Origin of the sequence: Legionella nautarum (genome assembly GCF_001467895.1) — a bacterium.
GTDB classification, from domain to species: domain Bacteria; phylum Pseudomonadota; class Gammaproteobacteria; order Legionellales; family Legionellaceae; genus Tatlockia; species Tatlockia nautarum.
The window spans coordinates 1-20,400 of the sequence record NZ_LNYO01000007.1 but is presented as its reverse complement, the minus strand read 5'-3'; the positions used below and the strand labels follow the sequence as shown (position 1 = coordinate 20,400).

Genomic DNA, 20,400 nt, shown 5'->3' with positions numbered 1-20,400 from the left:
ATCAATGAGTCAAATATCTTGACAGATATGAAGCAATATTTGTAGGAAATGCAAAAAATACTCAAGACAAATCTAGAAAATGAATTTATTTAAATTTACACTGATTTTCCAAATATAATTTGTCGATTGGGACCAATCAGTTGCAAAAATAAATGGTTAATAAGGATGAAAAATGAAAAAATATTTTTTGGCTACTACGCTATTAATTAGTTCTCAGTGTTTCGCAGCAACGTCTTCTGTCACTCTTGAAGGAAATTATGACTGCCAAGGTAATGAAATTGGTAGCAATGCCCCTTTTAAATGCCAGATGAATATCAAAAAAACAGGCGAAACCTATGCATCAACTGCTAGTTGTAGTGATGGTAATTCCTATAGTGGAACAGGTATTTACGACAGCAACTCACTACGTTTATCCACTGGCTTTATTAATCCTAAAAAAGCAGAAGAAACAGGTGTTTCAGTGAGCGAAATTAAGCCGGATGGCAGCATCAAGACGGTTTGGACCTATATGAATAGTACCTCCACCGGACTGACAACCTGCACCAAACATGAACTTTCTGAGGCACATGAGTAGCTTATTATTGTTTGGCAAATTTAAACGATTGGAGCTTTCTAAAGGATAACCCTATTATGCATTTGATTTTTGACTATAACTAGTAAGCAAATCACTGAAGAAACTACTTCTCTGTAGGATATTCATTAATATTAGGAATTACTGGGAACCCCGATCATTTCCTGCCCATCCTCCGTTTTTAGACGAGTAAAAATCAATCCAATCAGAATTGTTAATACCCCTAAAGTCACAAACGTTTGGTGAAAAATCTTGGTCGCAAACTGCTGATGAGCTGAAAATTCATAGGAGAAAAAACTGAGTAAAATCGCTGAAATCGCCACACCAAAACTCAGGGCTAACTGCTGAATAGTCACCATAATACTCGCTGCTGCACTCATATCATTATTATTAACATTTGCATAAGCAAGCGAATTCATGCCGGTGTATTGCAAAGCGACAAAAAAACCATAGATGAACGTCAAAAAAACAATTTCATAGATTGATGATTCCTCATTAATACTTGAGAAAGACCACAGAGAAAAGCCTATAAAAATGGTATTGAAAATAAGTAATTTTCGATACCCAAGTCGGCGTAAGATAGCCATCGAAAAGGGTTTTACGACGAAAACCCCTAAGGCAATAGGAGCAAGCAGAAAACCCGATAACTGCGGAGAAAAATGTAGGCCAATTTGTAATAATAAAGGTAGTAAAAAAGGCATACCGCCGAAACTCATACGAACCAATAAGTTACCTAAAATAGAAATTCGAAAAGTTCTAATCGCTAATAATTCAATTTTAACGATGGGATTCTCCCTTTTATAGGAATGCCAACTATAGACAAGAAGAAGCAAGATTGCCCCCAGGAAGATAGAAAGCGATTGAAGAATTGAAATATGCGATTCGCTAAACATGGACAAACTTAAGGTTAGCGTTGCAAGCCCGGCACCAAAGAGCACAAACCCAATCTTATCGAGAGGAGGCACTTTGCAGGGAGGCATAAAAGGTAATAACTTACTGGCGAGTAATAGCGTTAAAATACCTACTGGCGCATTAACCCAAAAAATCCAACGCCATGAAAAATAATGAGTAATCACCCCTCCGAGCACAGGCCCAAGCATTATGCCTAATGAGGCAACCATGACTACGATACTCATTTTATTCACTAATTCATGTCGTTGACAGGTGCGTAAAATAATTAAGCGACCAATCGGTAGCGTTAATGAACCACCTAATCCTTGTATAATTCTTGCTGCAATAAGTTCCCACAAATTTTGAGTAAACCCACACCAAACTGAACTTAATGTAAAAGTTATAACAGCGACCATAAACACTTTTTTGATACCAAACTTATCCGCTATCCATCCGCTGATAGGAATAAAAATCGCTAGGCTTAAAAGATAGCTAATCAGTGCCAATTTAAGATTGAGGGGATTCACCTCAAGACTAGTAGCCATAACCGGAATAGCTGTATTAATGATTGTGGTATCCACAGCTTCCATAAACATAGCCAACGAGACAATTAATAGGACAAGATTCTGTTTCATAATGCCTAATATTAGAAGATAAGATAGAAAATTATAGAAAAATTCATTGACTGAGATTTCTATACCAACTGCAGCAAATAATTTGCTTATTTCTCAGATTATCCTAGTATTTTTTTATTTATAAATATTGTATGCTGATTTTCTCTCCCCAAACTCAATAAGGATATACGATGAAATTAAAATTAGTGATGTCTTTGCTATTAGGTACTGTTATTGCATTACCTGCTTGTACACCACTTAGCAATACTACCGCAGTTCCTGTAACTCCACTAACTGCTGCTCAAGCTGACACGGATGCGAAGATTTTAGGCGCGGTAGCTACTCTTGATCAAAATGAAATTGCTATGGCAACCGTCGCACAAAGTAAAGCAACTAACATGGCGGTTAGAAAATACGCAGACTGGCTATATAAACAACACAGCCAAAATTTACTAGAAATTCAAAGTCTAAGCCAAAGAATGGGTGTAATGCCTAAGAATGGCCCTGTAGCTTTAAAACTACAACATCATGGCAAAAGAGTATTAGCGGCTTTAAAACACGCGAATGGAATGAAGTTTGATAAAATGTATATATCAGCAATGGTGAAAGGTCATGCTGAAGCCATCGTTTTACTGAACGGATTAATCAAAGTAGCCTCGAGTCCAGCGCTTGTTAAAGAGTTGGAAATGACTCGTAGTCATGTTATGGCGCATCTCCAAAGAGCTCAAGCAATTCAAAAAGAAATGGGATTCGCATAATCCTACTTGTTAATCGTCCCTACAAAGATAGAAGGGCCCTCCCTTCTATCTTTTTTATAAAAAACTACTCCATTCAAAACATTTTCTATTCACCTAAATCCACCCCTCTATTATTTGATCGGTTTGACTAAAAAACATTCAAGTACTATGCTTACTGCAACTTAGCATAAGGAGAGTGCCATGCAACCTGAAATACTAAAAAATATGAAAGACTCGATTCATCGAATGCAAGGTCCAGTACCTGAATTGATGGAACTTCATATGAAAACAATAAAAAATCTATCTTTCATTAAACCGGAAGAATGGTCCAGTTTAAAAAATCCTCAAGACATATTTGATAAAGGAATGAAAGTTTTTGTTCATAATGGACATAAAATGCTTGAATATTTTCAAGAAGCCACAGAAATATTGGAAAAAAATTGGCTTTCAACCTCTGATCAAGCGATGGAAAATATCAAACAAAGGATGAATCAATCCAAAGAAGCCATGAGTAAAACAATGCGAACCGCCAGACAAGCCACCTCTAATTTAAAAGGAAAGCAACATGAACTTTGGAAAAAAACACACTGAGCATTTACTGGATAAGACAAAAGATGCACTGGATGAATTTGGAGATCAAGTAAAAGATAGGACTCATAAGATTGTTCATAAAGTCCACGATGAGCCAATTCCTAGTTTGCTTATCGCGATAGGCGTCGGCGTTATTTTATCAGGTCTACTTTTATCCAAGCTTTCGAAACGGTAGTTTTTTGCCTGGTTTCATAATCTGTCGCTCTTTTTTTGTCAACCTCGCGCAGGGTATTTAGTAACCTCTCTGGCTACGCCCTGCACCTTGTTTGCAGGGCGTGGGGCAGAGCTGGACTGGGTTGCCAGAGTGGTGACTCGATGTAGACAAAGGCAGGGATTCATTCTCAATTAAAGCCTTGTACTAAGTTGATGAATAGATTCCTTAAATTCGCGGCAGTTATAACAGTACCGCTGACCACACAGTATCTTGCTTTCTATTGATAAAATTTCGTGGATTTAAAAAAAGTTAATCCTAGTTTGAAAAGTTTCTATAAAAAAGTACTTATCTGTATAATTGAATTAGCATAAAAACTAAGTTAGTTTAATTTACAACCTATGGGCATAAAGTTCTTTTTTATATTACATGAGAAAACTATTTTTAAGCATTTTTTTATTTTCTTTTACTGTAACCGTTTTTGGGAAAGCCCTTATTGACAGGGATGTCCTAGAAAGTATTAAGAAAGCGGAAAAATTGAACCTCAAAGAAGCAGCAGCACCTACCCTGTCGCTTATTATCTTTTTACATTCCTTCTCCGAAAAAAAAGACTTCCTGGATGAGCTGAACGAGCTTCCAGAAGTAAAAATTCAAGAGTTAGGATTTATGCCTGCAGTGGCGATCACCATCCCTGCGGAGATGAAGATTTTAAGCAAAATTGCTAATTACGAAGCACCCGCGCAGGTTTCCTCAATGAAAGGAGGTACTAAAGAATTAGAGATTTCCACACAAGCATTAAAATTATCCCCTTCATCCTTTTATCCTGACGTAAAGAACTGGTGGGCCCATGGTTACACGGGTAGCAAGGGAGTCATTGGATTAATCGACGATGGGGTGGACCCTAGCCATCCTGCACTAGCTGGTAAAAAGTTAATTGTGCACCTGGAGACAGATATACATAATCGTGATTTTTATAATGGTGTTCGTACTGCGCATGGCACTGGCGTAGCCTGTATTTACGCCAGTACAGATAAAGTCTATCGCGGTGTTGCTTATGGTGTTTCAACAATTGTTTCTGGCTTATCAGGCGAAGAAACAGCCGATCCTGAAAATATTATGATGACCTTAACCACACTCGATTGGATGTTAGGCTCTGCTGAGGTAAAACCCACGATTATTAACTACAGTATGGGAAATGGTAATCTCGCCTGCCCTTTTTGCCCGGAATGGAGCGGTCTTGCGAAAGTTATCGATTATGTTGTTAATCATGGAAAAATTCTATGGGTTAAATCGGCCGGCAATGCAGGTTATATAGCACCTACTCTCATGAGCTCTTTTGCTTCCACGCTGACAGTTCCCGGTGATAATTATAATGCTCTGACGGTAGCTAATATGAATACTCTGACGACTGAGAATGGTCAAACCTATAAAACTGCCGATCGCTCTAAACATACTATTCGCTCAACAAGTAGCCGCGGACCTACCCCTTCAGGCAGACGTAAACCTGATCTTACCGCCCCCGGGCATGACACACGAACTTGTGCCCCCGACCCTCAAGTCTATAGCCTGCATTATTCACCTGCGATGGATTACCACGATGGTTATCGTTTAATGGGTGGCACCAGCGCTGCTGCGCCTCATGTCGGTGCCTCCGCCCTTTTGCTTCAGGATGCAGGAATTCGCAATCCTATGGCGATTAAAGCCTTGCTTATTAATAGTGCTGATGCTTGGACTGATAGTGGCAACCCTGACCCTTCCAACAAGAACTTTCCAAATGGCCATTTTCAAGTCATGGGCTCTGAATGGAACCGAACCTATGGCTGGGGATATCTTAATATGGAAAATGCCTTTGAGCAGCGTCATGATTTGATTGAAAGCCAATTGACCCTCGAACACTCAACGCAAGAATATCAAACCATTTTAGACGTTGGAGATAAGATAACCTTAGTCCATGAACGCCGTGTAGGCTATTTTCAAGATAATACCGAATGGAAGCTTACTCATCTTTCTCTTGAACTCATTGATTTAGATACGAAAAGACTTGTTGCTATTGATGACAGTCCAATCGACACAGTTCATCAGGTGGCCAACTGCAGTCGCGCTTATGGGCAAAAAACTTGTGCAGCAGAAAATAAAACCATCCGAGCATTAGTACGTGTCAAATTATTAAGCCCTGCAATTGATGGAAGCGATGAAGAACCTTTTGCTCTTGTATTAAAAAGACAAGATAAAACGCAGCGAACGGATATGGATAAAAAGTAGCAGCTTATCACAGATAAGCTGCTACTAATTGACAATATACTGCTTCTCGCATAAATTGTCCGCTGGCAATGCTGAGCAAAAATACCACAGCCAAAGTTCTCGTTGGCAAGATCCAATTCGTTGATATCGGCATAGCGAATTTTCATGAGCAATACCTTGTGACCAAGCTTAATTGAAGAAGATTTTTGGTCTTTTTTTGAAGGATTCTAAATGGCTTCATCTTATCCAAAATATCGTCCAGATATCGACGGCTTACGTGCAATAGCTGTTTTATCGGTAGTTATTTTTCATGCTTTTCCTACGCTATTGAAAGGTGGCTTTATTGGGGTGGATATTTTCTTTGTCATCTCAGGCTTTCTTATTTCAACGATTATATTTGGCAACTTAGAACAAAATAGCTTTAAAGTCACTGAGTTTTATAGCCGCCGCATAAAACGCATTTTTCCAGCACTGCTACTTGTTTTACTCAGCTGTTATTTATTAGGTTGGTTTGCCCTATTTGCCCAAGAATACAAGCAATTAGGCAAACATATTTTCAGTGGTGCAGGTTTTATTTCCAATATTATCTTATGGACTGAAAGCGGCTATTTTGATAATACCGCAGAAACAAAACCCTTATTGCATCTTTGGTCGCTTGGTATTGAAGAGCAATTTTATATTGTTTGGCCTATATTACTGTATTTCGCCTGGAAGCGAAAAATGAATGTTTTGCTTGTGATAGCTGCTGTTTGCCTTATTTCATTTTCATTAAATATTGGCAGAGTACATCGCGATATTATAGGCGCATTTTACGCCCCGCAAACACGATTTTGGGAATTATGGCTTGGTTCTCTTTTAGCTTATCTCAGCTTGTATCCGCAAAAATTCACAGCTACTTTAGATAAGCTCAAACTTAGCTCTGCTTTTTTGAAACCTAGGAAAACCAATGCGATTTTTTCTGATGATGCACGTTCAATTTCGGGGAGTCTTTTAATTCTTTCCGGTATTCTGTTCATTATTAAAGAGCGGGCATTCCCTGGTTGGTGGGCCTTATTACCCAGCTTGGGTGCTGTGCTAATTATTTCTGCAGGGCCTAATACTTGGATAAATCGCAAAATACTCTCTAACAAACTACTAGTCTGGTTCGGCTTAATCAGTTTCCCCTTATATCTTTGGCATTGGCCCCTACTTGCTTTTGTGCGTATTGTGGAAGGTCAAACACCCAGGCCCGAAATTCGTTTTTTGATTGTCCTATTATCTATTGTCTTTGCCTGGCTAACCTATGAATTACTTGAAAAACCCATTCGTCACCGTGGTCAAAAAAAGATAGTTATTTTACTTTTGGGATTAATGGTCACCGTTGGATGTATAGGACGTTACTGCTATAAACAAGACGGATTTGTAGAACGTCCCATCATGAAAAAGACTGCAAAGGTGAATGATCAATTTGTCGGTCCTTTATGGAAATATACTAAAAACGACTTTTGCTTAAACCGCTTCCCTTTCGCTGAAACTAGCAATTATGGCTGGTGGTTTTGCATGTTAACTCGGGATGAAAAGCCTAGTTTATTACTTCTTGGGGATAGTTTAGCGAACCAACTTTATGCTGGGCTTTCACAACACAGTATTTTCTCCAAAAACAATATTCTTTCAATTGGTACTTGTGATCCGGCTGAAGTTGATCCAAGCACCGTCACTAAAGATTATACTCGCTCACCCTGTTCTGGTGATCGTCAGCTTCATCAGCAGGAGTTTATTAATCAAATTATTGAAAAAAATTCCGACTCATTGAAATATGCCATACTCAGCTTAAGTGGTATTGTAAATGATCCAAATTATATTCAACGTTTGAAAAAGAGAGTGGATTTTTTAGAGAAAAATCATCTTAAAGTGATCATTTTTATGAGGCCACTGGCCTTTGCTGATAATATTCAAAGCTGTTTCTCAAGACCATTCAAAATGGGTTCTCAAGCAAAATGTGAGATCAGTCTGGAACAGCGAAAAGATATTAAAACGCTTTTTAAACCACTTAAAACTTATTTTGCCGAATCAAATCCTAAGGTTATTTTCTTTGACCAAAACGATTTGTTCTGTGATAACGAAAAATGCTCTATGGTGCGTAACGGCATGCCACTGATGAGAGATGATGTGCATATCTCAGAATATGCGAGCATTGAAGTTTCTAAAATCTTCGCTAAATGGGCAAAGAAACATGTTCCAGAGATGTTGGGTTAGGTGGTTGAGAAGGCCTAATGGTGCCGCCTTAAGGATAAAAACGCTTTCGTCTACTTCCTACTGCTGATCCGGGGTTGTTGCATGGTTGAACTCTCTCCCTACGTCCCGCGACTTCGCGGGATCCAGGGATCTCAATATGGAAAAAGATTGCATCGATACCGCAAACAAGCCGCGGTACATAGAGATGGAGTAAAGGAGTTTTAAAAATAACAACCTATCCCTTTGTCGCTTATTATTTGACAGAGTTTAAACTGAGAATCATCTAAGCGATAAGTTACCGCTCCATAGGTAGCTACTATTTTACCTTCGACTAACTGTAATTGAGGTTGTGTGAACTTCTCTTCTTTTTGACAGGCTAGCTTAATCGGCAACCATTGAACCTTATTCACGACGAATTTGCTGTTTAATGGGGGTTGAAAATAATTATCACCACAAGGCTCAAGAGTCTTTTTAGCGGCTAAGACTGGGGCGGTAAAAACAGTGTCATACCTAGCCATAGCTGCTTTTACCGCATTTTCTGCATCCAAAATACCACTTCCGCAAGGTTTAGACCCCACACAAGAGTTATTGCTATCGACAGTCTCCTTAAACGAATGGGTCGTCGTATAGAGAAGCTGTTCTACCTTTTCGGGGCTAATATCACTCTCACTTACCGCATAGACCAATCCTGCTACTCCAGCAGCATGTGGCGCAGCCATACTTGTTCCCTGATAAAAATCAAATCCGGAATTTTGATAGCCACCACCTGGGTTAACTGTGGAAAGAATACCCCCTTGTCTGCCATACATCAAATCACCTCCAGGTGCTGCAAAACTCACTCCCGGGCCGTAATTGGAATAATAGGCACGCAGCCCCTCAAGACCGGTCGCGGCGACTTTGATGGTATCATTGCAAACAGCTGGGGCATTGTAATGTTCCCAGCGATTTTCATTTCCTGCAGCGACAGTGATCACTGCGCCATGACGCCGAACAAAATGCAGTGCTTCCTGTAAAGCAAGATCGCAATGTTCAATTTCTTTGCCAGGCTCTCTATCAACACCAAAGCTCATATTAATAATTTTAGCAGGATAAGGATTCTCAGGTACCCCAGGGACACTTCCCCCAACAGACCAATAAAGGGCATTGATAACCTGACTTTCATAGAACATACCTGAAGCATCAGGAATTTTAACCGGTAAAATTTTTAAATGATGGCCAACACCAAGCATTACATCACTATAGGCCGCAATAATCCCTGCCACATGAGTTCCGTGATAAGTGCGCGTTTCGTCTAAAACATCATCATTATTAGCAGCAAAATTCCAACCCCAAATTTTGCCTTGATCATTTTTCATAAACGTATTCATTAGGCTTGTATGTAATGCAATACCGGTATCTAAAACAGCAACGACCACTGGGGGTGTCGCAAGACCTTGTGTATAAGCCCAGGCACCGTCGGCCTGGCCCGCAGCAGACTCTAACCTCACGCCTCCAGGAGCAGCAAATTCATTCCATTGCGATTCATGTGAAATAAAAACCCCTTCTTCTTCATTGAAAGGAGGATTGATTAGTTGTTTAAAATAGCCCTTTCTATCTTTTAACGCATAGATCACATTTGGATTTTTACGTAATTGCTCTAATACTAGTGAAGTTGCATCAATTTTTTCTTCTCTGCTCTGTAATTTTTTGCCATCAAAACTGAGGACATAAGCGCCACCTGCCATAGCCCTTAGCTGCTTAAAAGGCAAATTGATAGTTTGGCTTAACTGGGTTTTTAGAGAAGCTAGAGTTGGGGATTGCTTATATTTGATAATGATTCGTACCGAGTCTTCAGCAGAAAATCCTTGGGTAGCCAATAAACACATTAATCCTGCTATACCGATTTGATACGACATTGTTACTCCTGTACTTAGGATAAAAACAGACTGCTGAGGAATGGGAGCAAATTTTTTAAATAGATAAACCTCGCAGCCTGCTGCGAGGTTTATTATTAATAACGATAATGCTCAGGTTTGTAAGGTCCTTCGACTGAAACACCGATATAATCCGCTTGTTCTTTTGTTAGTTGAGTTAACTTCGCACCAATACGAGCTAAGTGCAAGCGTGCAACTTTTTCATCTAAATGCTTAGGTAACACATAGACTTGTCGCTCATAATTTTGGCCATTGTGGAACAATTCAATTTGTGCCAGCACTTGGTTAGTAAACGAAGCAGACATGACAAAACTTGGATGTCCTGTAGCACAGCCCAAATTCACTAAACGGCCTTCAGCAAGAATAATGATTCGTTTGCCATTTGGAAAAATAACATGATCGACCTGTGGTTTAATATTTTCCCATGAGTATTGACGCAGACTTTGAATGTCAATTTCCGAATCAAAATGGCCAATATTACATAAAATCGCTTGATTTCTCATGCGCAGCATATGCTCGTGACGCACTACATGATAATTACCAGTGGCAGTTACCAGAATATCGACCTGTTCAGCGACCTCATCAAGAGTGACAACACGATAACCTTCCATCGCTGCTTGTAGAGCACAAATCGGATCGATTTCACTGATCCATACCGTTGCACCTTGACCACGCAGGGCTTGGGCACAGCCTTTACCAACATCACCATAACCAAGAATAAGAGCTACTTTACCGGCGATCATTACGTCAGTTGCACGCTTTAAACCATCCAGCAAGGATTCACGGCAACCATATAAATTATCAAATTTTGATTTGGTTACTGCATTATTGACGTTAATTGCAGGCGTTTTTAATTGGCCTTTTTTTGCCATTTCATACAATCTGGCAACACCTGTGGTTGTTTCTTCTGATACGCCTTTGATGTCTGGAAGCAACTCTGGGTGTTTTTCGTGGATGAACTGTGTTAAATCACCGCCATCATCAAGAAGTAAATTGGGCACCCAACCGTTAGGACCGCGTATCGTTTGCTCAACGCACCACCAATACTCTTCCTCTGTTTCACCTTTCCAAGCAAATACAGGAACACCGGCTTCAGCGATTGCAGCTGCTGCATGATCTTGGGTAGAAAAAATATTACAAGAAGACCATCTGACCTCTGCACCCAGTGCTAATAAGGTTTCGATGAGTACGGCAGTTTGGATCGTCATGTGTAAACAACCTGCAATACGCGCACCTTTTAATGGTTTTTTACCAGCAAATTCTTCACGTAAAGCCATTAAACCTGGCATTTCGGTCTCAGCAATGGCAATTTCTTTACGTCCCCAAGCCGCAAGCGACAAATCAACTACTTTAAAATCTTGGTTCATCTGATTTTTCATCACAACAGAGTCCTGTTTCATGTTTATCCTCATGTACCTATACCTTATAGTGCTTTTGCTAAGGTCTCAACTTTATCTAAGCGCTCCCAAGGAAAAAAGTCGCGCCCATAGTGTCCGTAAACAGCGGTTTTACGATAAATAGGACGTAATAATTCGTGATGATCAATAATTCCCTGCGGCGTTAAGTCAAAATGGGTATTAATCAAATCAACGATCTCATCATTGGGTAATCGTCCGGTTCCAAAAGTATCTACGCTAATCGAGGTTGGCTCGGCGATACCTATAGCATAAGAAACCTGGATTTCACATTTATCCGCAATACCTGCTGCCACAATATTTTTAGCAACATAGCGAGCTGCGTAAGCCGCCGAGCGATCGACTTTAGAAGGATCTTTACCTGAGAAACAACCACCACCATGACGCGCCATACCGCCGTAAGTATCGACGATAATCTTACGTCCTGTTAGACCACAATCTCCCAGAGGCCCGCCAATAACGAAACGGCCTGTAGGATTAATAAAGTAACGAGTTTTTGGTAATAGCCATTCATTAGGGATAATCGGTTTAATAATCTCTTCTCGCACTGCTTCAACGAGATCTTTGTGGCTAATATCAGGGGCATGTTGTGTCGAGAAAACAATCGTATCAACAGCAACTGGTTTGCCCTTTTCATATTTAAGCGTTAACTGGCATTTTGCGTCTGGACGAAGCCAAGGCAGTTGGTTCGTTTTGCGCAACTGAGCCTGTTTTTCCATTAAGCGATGGGAATAAGCAATCGGAGCTGGCATGAATACATCGGTTTCGCGACTCGCATAACCAAACATTAAACCTTGATCACCAGCACCAAGAATTTTAGTTTCTTCGTTATCAACACCGCGCGCGATATCAACTGACTGTTTACCAATCGCTGACAATACTGCACAGGAGGCCCAGTCAAAACCCATTTCCGAGCTATTATAGCCAATGTCTTTAATCACTTCGCGAGTAATAACTTCAACATCAACCCACGCGGAAGTCGAGATCTCCCCACCAACTAGCACCATACCCGTTTTTACAAATGATTCACAGGCTACGCGCGCTTTTGGATCTTTCGCCAAAATCGCATCTAAGATCGCATCCGAAATTTGATCAGCTATTTTATCTGGATGCCCTTCAGAAACTGATTCTGATGTAAAAACATAAAAATCACTCACGCTATTTCCTCTTAAGTTATTAGATTGATTTCGATCCTTGGCCTTTCGACCCTAGAAACCGAATCACTGAACTTCAGCACATCATTGCAATAAATTCATTAAATATGACTTCAATATCATGTGGTCCAGGGCTTGCTTCTGGATGACCTTGGAAACCTAAGGCAGGCTTATGTTTGTGCCTAATTCCTTGCAAACTCTGGTCAAATAATGAGCGATGGGTTACTTCTAAACAATCTGGCAATGTCGCTTCATCAATGGCAAAACCATGATTCTGGCTTGTGATAAACACTCGTTTAGGCTCATTCACTTCAACAACAGGATGGTTCGCCCCGTGATGACCAAATTTCATTTTTAATGACTTTGCTCCACTTGCTAAGGCAAGAATTTGAAAGCCTAAGCAAATTCCTAAAACTGGTGTACCTGCCTCTAAAAATTCTTGCGTTGCTTTAATCGCATAATCACAAGCGAGAGGATCGCCGGGGCCATTAGACAGAAAAACCCCATCAGGATTCAACGCTAAAGCCTCTTGTGCAGAGGTTTTAGCAGGAACTAAAGTCACATGACAACCTTTATCATGCAATATGCGCAATATAGTATGTTTTACCCCAAAATCATAGGCAACCACATGAAATTGAAAAGGTTTGGAATCCGGACCCCATTCACCTCGGCCTGAATGCCAGCGCTCTATCGTTTGCCGAGAAACTTCGCAAGCTAAATCGCTTCCTTCCATCCCGGAAAAAGAACGAGCCTTTTCCAATGCGAGTTTAGGGTTATCGGCATCGGTACTAATGCAGGCGGCAATTGCACCCTGCTCACGTAAGCGAAGGGTAAGTTCACGAGTATCTAACCCAGCGATGGCTACAATACCGTGTTTTTTTAACCAATCTGGAAGGGATTGTTGTGACCGATAATTACTGGGTTGCAAAGCACATTCGCGCATTACCAAACCAGCCGCCCAAATTCGTGATGACTCCATATCCTCGCTGTTACAACCTGTATTTCCTACATGCGCTGTAGTTAGTGTAATGATTTGCTTTGCGTAAGATGGATCAGTTAACATTTCCTGATAGCCCGTCATCGCGGTATTGAATACCAACTCCCCCACACAATCACCATTAGCACCGACGGAAATTCCGTGCAAAACTGTGCCATCCGCAAGAACTAATATTGCTGGTTTATTAAACATAGCAGACTCATAATCCGAGTAGTCCCATCGGCAAAGTAGGTTGTCGCCTCACCGAATACTTACATACTGAGACAAAATAACTGATTGTACCGTAGGCTAGGTTGACATTTCTACTCTTTTGGCTGAAAACCTATTAATTTCTAAGCTGAATGCTGGTTTTGCTATGAATTTATCTTTAATGCTGGAAGATTCCCACACAATGATTGTCCAGGATGAAAAGCCATGGAATGATTAAAATATTTACAACTGTAAATTAATATGCTAGTTTCGCCGATTTTTGTATTAGGAGTAAAATTATGAAACAATTTTTTCGTTTTTCTTCATTTATGCTAGCAGCAGTGTTTTGTTCACAAATCTTTGCTGAGATGCCTCCTCGGCCTGACCGTTGCCCCAAAGCAGCAGTTATCAAAGCCACTGGATTAGCCTACGCTGAGTTGGATGAAGGTGAGTACACGACCTATCAAATTCATAATTATGGAACTGCAAATATTTGGGCTTTTGGCTTAACGGGTATTCACGCTAACTCAAATCAAGAAGCTTTATCCATTGGATACCAGGCTCTTATTTCCTTGACTGGTAATCCAACACCAATACCAGTTACTAGCGAAAATGTTTGGGCCTGTGTTTATTCCAATGGCGCTGGGTTAATGTCTTTGGCGATTACTCCTCTTCCAGTCGCACGCTTGAATAAGAGCTTTAAATTACATTCTCTTTCATAGAAATGTTGGGTCTTGAGTCAAAGGCCTGTCCTGAGGTTCCTCGAAGGAGAGGGGTCTTTCGCGACACTTCGAGACAGCGCTGCGCGCTTCCTCAGTGCGAACGGAGTCAGATTAAAAAGATTTTTCTCTATTTTATCTGCAACCGTTCGGACTGAGGAGGCGTTTACGCCGTCTCGAAGTCTCACATCAGGATTTGCAAAGCTTCGAGACGGCCTAACGGCTCCGCGCATCCTGAGGTTCTCGAAGGCATGTCCTGAGGCTCTCGAAGGAGAGGAGCCTCGGGCGCAACCTTTTCCATTTTTTTAAAACTTCATATCTTCAAAAAATTTCTTGACGCCATCAAACCAACTGCTTGAACGTGGTGAATGGCTTTTACTTGAAGCTAATGAGCCTTCTAATTGAGTGAATATCTCTTTTTGCTCACGAGATAGATTAACCGGTGTCTCAACGACAACTCGGCACAACAAATCACCAGTTGCGTATCCACGAACCGATTTCATTCCTTTGCCGCGCAAGCGGAAAGTTTTGCCTGTTTGTGTTTCACTAGGAATCTTTAATGTGACTCGGCCTTCCAAGGTAGGTACTTCGATAGAACCACCCAGCGCTGCGGTCGTGAAACTAATAGGTACTTCACAATGCAGATCACTGTCTTGTCTCTCAAAAATAGCATGCGCTTTCACATTGATTTGGACATAAAGGTCACCAGAACCTCCGCCATGTATACCTGCTTCGCCCTCGCCTGATAAGCGGACTCGATCACCATTATCAACACCTGCGGGAATTTTAACTGTTAACTTTTTGCTTTCTCTGACGCGCCCTTGACCATGACAACTTTTACAAGGATCAGCAATCACATGTCCCTCGCCATGACAGCTAGGACAAGTTTGTTGAATGGAAAAAAAGCCTTGCTGAATACGAACTTGCCCTACTCCACCACAGGTTTCACAAGTTTTTGGTTTAGTACCTGCTTTCGCACCAGAACCATCACAGGTTTGGCAACTCACGTGACGTGGAACAGTGATTTCAATTTGTTTACCCAGAGCTGCTTCTTCTAAAGTGAGATTCACATTAAACTGCAAATCAGCACCACGCTGACCTCTGGATTGACGTTGGCCTCTGCCGCCGGAGAAAATATTTTCAAAAATATCTTCAAAAACATCGCCGAAACCACCAAAGCCACCACCAAAACCGCCAGCGCCTCCGCCCATAGAGGGATCTACTCCGGCATGGCCAAAGCGATCGTAAGCTGCGCGTTTCTGTTGATCTGATAATACACCATAAGCTCTCTGTATTTCTTTAAATTTTTCTTCAGCTTCTTTGTCATTCGAGTTACGGTCGGGATGATATTTCATCGCTAATTTGCGATAAGCTTTTTTGATTTCAGATTCATCAGCCCCGCGACTAACACCGAGAACTTCGTAATAATCCTTCTGATCCATAACTCAAACACCAACTAAAAATTAGGGGCTATTATACACTTCATAGCCTAAAAAAGAACGAAGTGCCAAAAATTGACACCAACCTCTGAATAAAATCTGCCTCATTTCAGAGGCAGAATTATTTCTTATTACTTCTTATCTTCGTCTTTAACTTCTTCAAACTCGGCGTCAACAACACCTTCATCCGCTTTAGGTTGCTCTTGAGCTTGGCCTTCCCTTTGAGCAGCTTCTTGCGCTTCAGTTTGACTTTCAGTTGATTTTTTCGCATAAATGCGTTCAGCCATTTTGCCAGAAGCATTGGTTAAGACTTTTATTTTATCTTCAATTAATGCTTTATCATTGCCTTTCACCGCTTCTTTCAATTCTGTGATTGCTGTTTCTATGCCTGTTTTTTCATCAGCAGATAATTCGCCTTCTAAATCTTTTAAAGACTTTTCACTACTATGGATAAGGCTATCCGCCTGATTGCGAATCTCAGCCATTTCTTTGAATTTTTTATCTTCATCAGCATGAGATTGAGCATCTTTAATCATGGCATCGACTTCTGCATCGCTCAAACCACTGGAGGCTTTAATCACGATAGATTGTGCTTTGCCAGTAGCTTTGTCTTTCGCAGATACATTCAAAATACCGTTTGCATCGATATCAAAAGTCACTTCAATCTGAGGCACACCGCGTGGAGCAGCTGGAATATCTGTTAAGTCAAAGCGGCCTAAGGATTTATTAGCGGAAGCTTGCTCACGCTCACCTTGCAATACATGCACGGTTACAGCAGTTTGCCGGTCATCTGCTGTAGAAAATACCTGGTTCGCTTTTGTTGGGATTGTCGTGTTCTTTTCAATCAATTTAGTCATTACACCACCTAAAGTTTCAATTCCTAAAGAAAGTGGTGTTACATCAAGTAAGAGAATGTCTTTGACGTCGCCTGACAATACAGCAGCCTGAATTGCTGCACCGACAGCAACCGCCTCGTCAGGGTTCACGTCTTTACGAGGTTCTTTGCCGAAGAAATCTTGTACTGTTTTTTGTACCATTGGCATTCTGGTTTGTCCGCCGACAAGAATAACATCGTTAATTTGTGAAACATTCAACCCAGCATCTTTTAATGCAATCTTGCAGGGCTCAACGGTGCGTTCAACTAATTTTTCGACCAGTGATTCTAGTTTTGCACGAGTGAGTTTGATATTTAAATGCTTTGGTCCAGAAGCATCAGCAGTGATATAAGGCAGATTAACGTCAGTTTGTTGAGCAGAAGACAATTCAATCTTGGCTTTTTCAGCCGCTTCTTTCAAACGTTGCAAAGCTAAAGGATCATTGTGTAAATCAATTCCAGTGTCTTTTTTGAACTCAGCCGCCAAATATTCAATTAAAGCCAAGTCAAAGTCTTCACCGCCAAGGAAAGTATCACCGTTAGTAGCTAATACTTCAAATTGATGTTCGCCATCCACTTCGGCAATTTCAATAATGGAAATATCAAAAGTTCCGCCACCGAGGTCGTAAACCGCAATGATTGAGTCACCGCGTTTTTTATCCATGCCATAAGCTAGTGCTGCGGCAGTAGGCTCGTTGATAATACGTTTTACCTCTAAGCCAGCGATACGGCCAGCATCTTTAGTCGCTTGACGTTGTGAATCATTGAAATAAGCAGGCACAGTAATGACAGCTTCAGTCACTGGCTCACCTAAATAATCTTCAGCCGTTTTCTTCATTTTGCGCAATACTTCTGCGGAAACTTGTGGCGGTGCTTTATCCTGACCTTTGACTTGAACCCAAGCATCGCCATTGTCTGCTTTGATAATTTTGTAAGGAACCATTTTAATGTCTTTTTGCACGACAGCATCGTCAAAACGGCGACCAATTAAGCGTTTCACGGCAAAAAGAGTATTGTCCGGGTTAGTGACTGCTTGGCGCTTAGCCGCTTGGCCAACTAAGATTTCATCATCATTAGTGTAAGCAACAATTGAAGGGGTGGTACGATGACCTTCACTATTTTCAATTACACGGGGCTTATCGCCTTCCATAATTGCTACGCAGGAATTCGTTGTACCCAAATCGATTCCGATAACTTTTGCCATTTTTTTCTTGCTCCGATCTGTTATTTATACGCAATGTTTCTCATATGGGGGTGACAATTACCAATTTCAAGCTTTTTCATTAATTGGTTTTGGTTTAGCAACAATCACCCTTGCTGGCCGAATCACTCTGTCATTCAATTTGTATCCCTTTTGGAATACAGTTAAGACCGTATTAGGTTCAGCATTGGGCACCTCTTGCATCGACATCGCCTCATGCTCCTGAGGATTAAATACCGCTCCTTGAGGATCAATTTGCTCCACATCCAGCTTTTGCAAAGCATCCATAAACAGCTTAATGGTGAGCAATAGTCCTTCGCGCATGCTTTCATCAGCATGTTTCTCGGTTAATTGCAGCGCCTGTTCGAGACTATCCATCACCGGTAAAAAAGAATGAATTAATTTTTCAAGGCCATAGCGATGAGCATTTGCCACATCCCGCTCAGCGCGTCGGCGAACATTTTCTAACTCAGCCGTTGCCCGAACTGCTTTTTCCCAGTTTTCATGCGCTTTTTGCTCAGCAATAGTAAGCTTTTCTTCTAAAGACTCATAACTAGGATGCTCTAAAGCCGCTTCGCCACCTTCAGCACCGCCCTCATCTTCATTTTCCTCATCAAGTTCTTCTCTCAGCTCATCTAATTCGCTTTCTTCTTTAAACTTGTGCCAATCTTTGCCCTTGTCTTTATTCATAAGAATCTCCCAAAACAGTGGTGTCTGTAGCTGGGGTCGACAAAAGAAAATTCAAGCCCATTCACCATAATAATTTATTATTTAGGCCTAAGATTTATTGACCATTGGAGTTACCATGCAAAAACAAAGCCAAGTTAGAGTAGATTTTTAAATTAACGCAAGATAAATATTTTTAATTAACCTATTGAATTAAAATTAAAATTTATCTTCATCACTTCAATTTAAAACAACCGTTCCAAAGTCGAAAATTCCTGGCCCCAATCTAAGTGCTTGCACGAACTGTTCATTCGTCGCATACTCAGTATTATAGATAATCAATAAGTAATAACGAGGTTTGGTTTATGCAAGAATGGTCGCCTGTCTCATGGCAGCAGTTCTCCTATGAACAAGCAGCCAATTACCCGGATCAAAATCAACTAGAGCGTGTTGTCGAACAATTAAGTCAACTTCCTCCTTTGGTTACCTCGGGTGAAGTCAAAAATTTAAAGCGTGCTATTGCGAAAGCTGGAAGAGGCGAAGCCTTCATTCTTCAAGGTGGAGATTGCGCGGAATCATTTAATGACTGCCGCTCAGACATCATCAGTAATAAACTTAAAATTTTGCTGCAAATGAGTCTTATCTTGATTCATGGTCTACGAAAACCGATTGTTCGCATTGGCCGAATCGCTGGTCAGTACGCAAAGCCACGCTCCTCTGATCAAGAAACCATTGATGGGATTACTTTACCGAGCTATCGCGGAGACCTTGTTAACTCCCAGCAATTTGATGCTCCCTCTCGTGTGCCCAATCCTAAATTGATGCTACAAGGTTATAGCTGTGCAGCCATGACCCTGAATTTTATTCGCGCCTTGCTTGATGGCGGATTCGCAGATTTAAGCTACCCTCAACGCTGGGATCTCCGCTTTGTCGAACATTCCGCGCAAGCTGATGAGTACCATCATATCGTGCGTTCCCTCACCGAATCCTTAGAATTTATGGAAGCAATTGACGGTTTTCGCTCTCCTAATCTTAATAAAGTTGATTTTTATACCTCTCATGAAGCCTTGCACCTCCATTACGAACAAGCGTTAACTCGTCATTTGCATGATGGCTTATGGTATGACTTATCCACCCATTTACCCTGGATTGGCATGCGCACGGCAAAACTCGGGAGTTCGCATCTGGAATTTTTGCGGGGGGTACAAAATCCGATTGGCATTAAGGTGGGCCCTACGGCAAGCAAAGAATGGCTTAAAGAAATCATTCAAACGATCAATCCAGAGCATCAAGAAGGTCGTTTACTGCTGATTACTCGCTTAGGTGCAAAAGACATTGATCGTTTATTACCACCTCTTATTGAAGCAGTACGTGAAACCAAAGCTCCAGTAACCTGGTCTTGCGACCCTATGCATGGCAATACAGAAACCACTTCGGACGGCATTAAAACAAGGCATTTTGATAATATTTTAAGTGAACTACAGCAAGCGGTGAAAATTCATCAAGAAATGAGTAGTTATTTAGGCGGCGTTCATTTCGAATTAACAGGGGATAATGTCACCGAATGTATCGGTGGTGCGCGCGGTTTAAATAAAGATGATCTTAAACGAGCTTATCGCAGTCTAGTCGATCCTCGCTTGAATTATGAACAATCTTTGGAAATGGCTATTCAGCTTAGTAAACAGTTTAAATCTTGAGAAGAGTCTACCATTATCGTTCGGGCCCTGAGGTATCCCCACGAAGTTAAATAGACTGTTTAGTTCATTGATCGTTTTGTTTATCCCGTTCGCACTGAGGAAGCGCGCAGCGCTGTCTCGAAGTGC

16 protein-coding genes are annotated in these 20,400 nt (G+C 41.0%); 8 read left to right on the top strand and 8 right to left on the bottom strand.

The window, feature by feature from the left end; genetic code table 11:
- Nucleotides 1-172 precede the first annotated feature (172 nt).
- On the top strand, nucleotides 173-574 hold the full coding sequence (locus tag Lnau_RS02745) for a hypothetical protein (protein WP_058503628.1): 402 nt from the start codon (nucleotides 173-175) through the stop codon (nucleotides 572-574).
- A 131-nt stretch (nucleotides 575-705) separates the two neighbouring features.
- Here Lnau_RS02745 and Lnau_RS02740 read toward each other — a convergent pair whose 3' ends face one another.
- The gene (locus Lnau_RS02740) at nucleotides 706-2,097 is read right to left on the bottom strand and encodes a DHA2 family efflux MFS transporter permease subunit (RefSeq protein ID WP_058503627.1); all 1,392 of its coding nucleotides are present in this window, start codon (nucleotides 2,095-2,097) and stop codon (nucleotides 706-708) included.
- A gap of 170 nt (nucleotides 2,098-2,267) precedes the next feature.
- On the opposite strand from Lnau_RS02740, the gene Lnau_RS02735 reads away from it, so the two are divergent.
- From Lnau_RS02735 to Lnau_RS02715, 5 genes are all read left to right on the top strand, one after another.
- Nucleotides 2,268-2,834 carry a DUF4142 domain-containing protein gene (locus tag Lnau_RS02735; protein ID WP_058503626.1) on the top strand — a complete coding sequence of 189 codons (567 nt, stop codon included), beginning with the start codon at nucleotides 2,268-2,270 and terminating at the stop codon, nucleotides 2,832-2,834.
- A 180-nt stretch (nucleotides 2,835-3,014) separates the two neighbouring features.
- A complete protein-coding gene (locus tag Lnau_RS02730) occupies nucleotides 3,015-3,404 on the top strand; it encodes a hypothetical protein (protein WP_058503625.1) in 390 nt (129 codons plus the stop codon).
- A complete protein-coding gene (locus tag Lnau_RS02725; RefSeq protein WP_058503624.1) occupies nucleotides 3,379-3,579 on the top strand; it encodes a hypothetical protein in 201 nt (66 codons plus the stop codon). Before Lnau_RS02730 ends, Lnau_RS02725 begins: the two co-directional genes overlap by 26 nt.
- 405 nt (nucleotides 3,580-3,984) lie before the next feature.
- Entirely contained in the window at nucleotides 3,985-5,817 is a 1,833-nt protein-coding gene (locus Lnau_RS02720) for a S8 family peptidase (protein WP_058503623.1), read from the top strand.
- A 210-nt stretch (nucleotides 5,818-6,027) separates the two neighbouring features.
- Nucleotides 6,028-8,031, top strand: a complete 2,004-nt coding sequence (locus Lnau_RS02715; RefSeq protein WP_058503622.1) for an acyltransferase family protein — start codon at nucleotides 6,028-6,030, stop codon at nucleotides 8,029-8,031.
- Nucleotides 8,032-8,231: 200 nt separating this feature from the next.
- Here Lnau_RS02715 and Lnau_RS02710 read toward each other — a convergent pair whose 3' ends face one another.
- From Lnau_RS02710 to carA, 4 genes are all read right to left on the bottom strand, one after another.
- The gene (locus Lnau_RS02710; protein ID WP_058503621.1) at nucleotides 8,232-9,905 is read right to left on the bottom strand and encodes a S8 family serine peptidase; all 1,674 of its coding nucleotides are present in this window, start codon (nucleotides 9,903-9,905) and stop codon (nucleotides 8,232-8,234) included.
- Between the two features lie 95 nt (nucleotides 9,906-10,000).
- Nucleotides 10,001-11,302 (bottom strand): adenosylhomocysteinase, encoded by a 1,302-nt coding sequence (gene ahcY / locus Lnau_RS02705; protein ID WP_420795472.1) that lies wholly within the window; start codon nucleotides 11,300-11,302, stop codon nucleotides 10,001-10,003.
- Nucleotides 11,303-11,346: 44 nt separating this feature from the next.
- Nucleotides 11,347-12,495: a methionine adenosyltransferase gene (metK, locus tag Lnau_RS02700; RefSeq protein ID WP_058503619.1), complete on the bottom strand. Its 1,149-nt coding sequence runs from the start codon at nucleotides 12,493-12,495 to the stop codon at nucleotides 11,347-11,349.
- A gap of 73 nt (nucleotides 12,496-12,568) precedes the next feature.
- Entirely contained in the window at nucleotides 12,569-13,681 is a 1,113-nt protein-coding gene (carA, locus tag Lnau_RS02695) for a glutamine-hydrolyzing carbamoyl-phosphate synthase small subunit (protein ID WP_058503618.1), read from the bottom strand.
- Between the two features lie 296 nt (nucleotides 13,682-13,977).
- On the opposite strand from carA, the gene Lnau_RS02690 reads away from it, so the two are divergent.
- The gene (locus tag Lnau_RS02690) at nucleotides 13,978-14,400 is read left to right on the top strand and encodes a DUF4949 domain-containing protein (protein WP_058503617.1); all 423 of its coding nucleotides are present in this window, start codon (nucleotides 13,978-13,980) and stop codon (nucleotides 14,398-14,400) included.
- 302 nt (nucleotides 14,401-14,702) lie between these two features.
- On the opposite strand, the gene dnaJ is transcribed toward Lnau_RS02690, so the two are convergent.
- The 3 genes from dnaJ to grpE all read right to left on the bottom strand — a co-directional run bounded on the left by dnaJ (nucleotide 14,703) and on the right by grpE (nucleotide 18,601).
- Nucleotides 14,703-15,839 (bottom strand): molecular chaperone DnaJ, encoded by a 1,137-nt coding sequence (gene dnaJ, locus Lnau_RS02685; RefSeq protein WP_058503616.1) that lies wholly within the window; start codon nucleotides 15,837-15,839, stop codon nucleotides 14,703-14,705.
- Between the two features lie 128 nt (nucleotides 15,840-15,967).
- Nucleotides 15,968-17,914, bottom strand: a complete 1,947-nt coding sequence (gene dnaK, locus Lnau_RS02680; protein ID WP_058503615.1) for a molecular chaperone DnaK — start codon at nucleotides 17,912-17,914, stop codon at nucleotides 15,968-15,970.
- A gap of 66 nt (nucleotides 17,915-17,980) precedes the next feature.
- The gene (grpE, locus tag Lnau_RS02675) at nucleotides 17,981-18,601 is read right to left on the bottom strand and encodes a nucleotide exchange factor GrpE (RefSeq protein WP_058503614.1); all 621 of its coding nucleotides are present in this window, start codon (nucleotides 18,599-18,601) and stop codon (nucleotides 17,981-17,983) included.
- 341 nt (nucleotides 18,602-18,942) lie between these two features.
- Between grpE and Lnau_RS02670 the strand changes: the two genes are divergently transcribed.
- Nucleotides 18,943-20,274 (top strand): 3-deoxy-7-phosphoheptulonate synthase class II, encoded by a 1,332-nt coding sequence (locus tag Lnau_RS02670; protein WP_058503613.1) that lies wholly within the window; start codon nucleotides 18,943-18,945, stop codon nucleotides 20,272-20,274.
- Nucleotides 20,275-20,400 lie beyond the last annotated feature (126 nt).

What these genes read in the sequence shown, in the direction of transcription:
- Lnau_RS02745 (WP_058503628.1), top strand. Translation starts at nt 173, where the DNA reads ATGAAAAAATATTTTTTGGCTACTACGCTATTAATTAGTTCTCAGTGT.
- carA (WP_058503618.1), bottom strand. Translation starts at nt 13,681, where the DNA reads ATGTTTAATAAACCAGCAATATTAGTTCTTGCGGATGGCACAGTTTTG.
- dnaK (WP_058503615.1), bottom strand. Translation starts at nt 17,914, where the DNA reads ATGGCAAAAGTTATCGGAATCGATTTGGGTACAACGAATTCCTGCGTA.
- Lnau_RS02720 (WP_058503623.1), top strand. Translation starts at nt 3,985, where the DNA reads ATGAGAAAACTATTTTTAAGCATTTTTTTATTTTCTTTTACTGTAACC.
- Lnau_RS02715 (WP_058503622.1), top strand. Translation starts at nt 6,028, where the DNA reads ATGGCTTCATCTTATCCAAAATATCGTCCAGATATCGACGGCTTACGT.
- grpE (WP_058503614.1), bottom strand. Translation starts at nt 18,601, where the DNA reads ATGAATAAAGACAAGGGCAAAGATTGGCACAAGTTTAAAGAAGAAAGC.
- dnaJ (WP_058503616.1), bottom strand. Translation starts at nt 15,839, where the DNA reads ATGGATCAGAAGGATTATTACGAAGTTCTCGGTGTTAGTCGCGGGGCT.
- Lnau_RS02670 (WP_058503613.1), top strand. Translation starts at nt 18,943, where the DNA reads ATGCAAGAATGGTCGCCTGTCTCATGGCAGCAGTTCTCCTATGAACAA.
- Lnau_RS02735 (WP_058503626.1), top strand. Translation starts at nt 2,268, where the DNA reads ATGAAATTAAAATTAGTGATGTCTTTGCTATTAGGTACTGTTATTGCA.
- Lnau_RS02725 (WP_058503624.1), top strand. Translation starts at nt 3,379, where the DNA reads ATGAACTTTGGAAAAAAACACACTGAGCATTTACTGGATAAGACAAAA.
- Lnau_RS02690 (WP_058503617.1), top strand. Translation starts at nt 13,978, where the DNA reads ATGAAACAATTTTTTCGTTTTTCTTCATTTATGCTAGCAGCAGTGTTT.
- ahcY (WP_420795472.1), bottom strand. Translation starts at nt 11,302, where the DNA reads ATGAAAAATCAGATGAACCAAGATTTTAAAGTAGTTGATTTGTCGCTT.
- Lnau_RS02740 (WP_058503627.1), bottom strand. Translation starts at nt 2,097, where the DNA reads ATGAAACAGAATCTTGTCCTATTAATTGTCTCGTTGGCTATGTTTATG.
- Lnau_RS02730 (WP_058503625.1), top strand. Translation starts at nt 3,015, where the DNA reads ATGCAACCTGAAATACTAAAAAATATGAAAGACTCGATTCATCGAATG.
- Lnau_RS02710 (WP_058503621.1), bottom strand. Translation starts at nt 9,905, where the DNA reads ATGTCGTATCAAATCGGTATAGCAGGATTAATGTGTTTATTGGCTACC.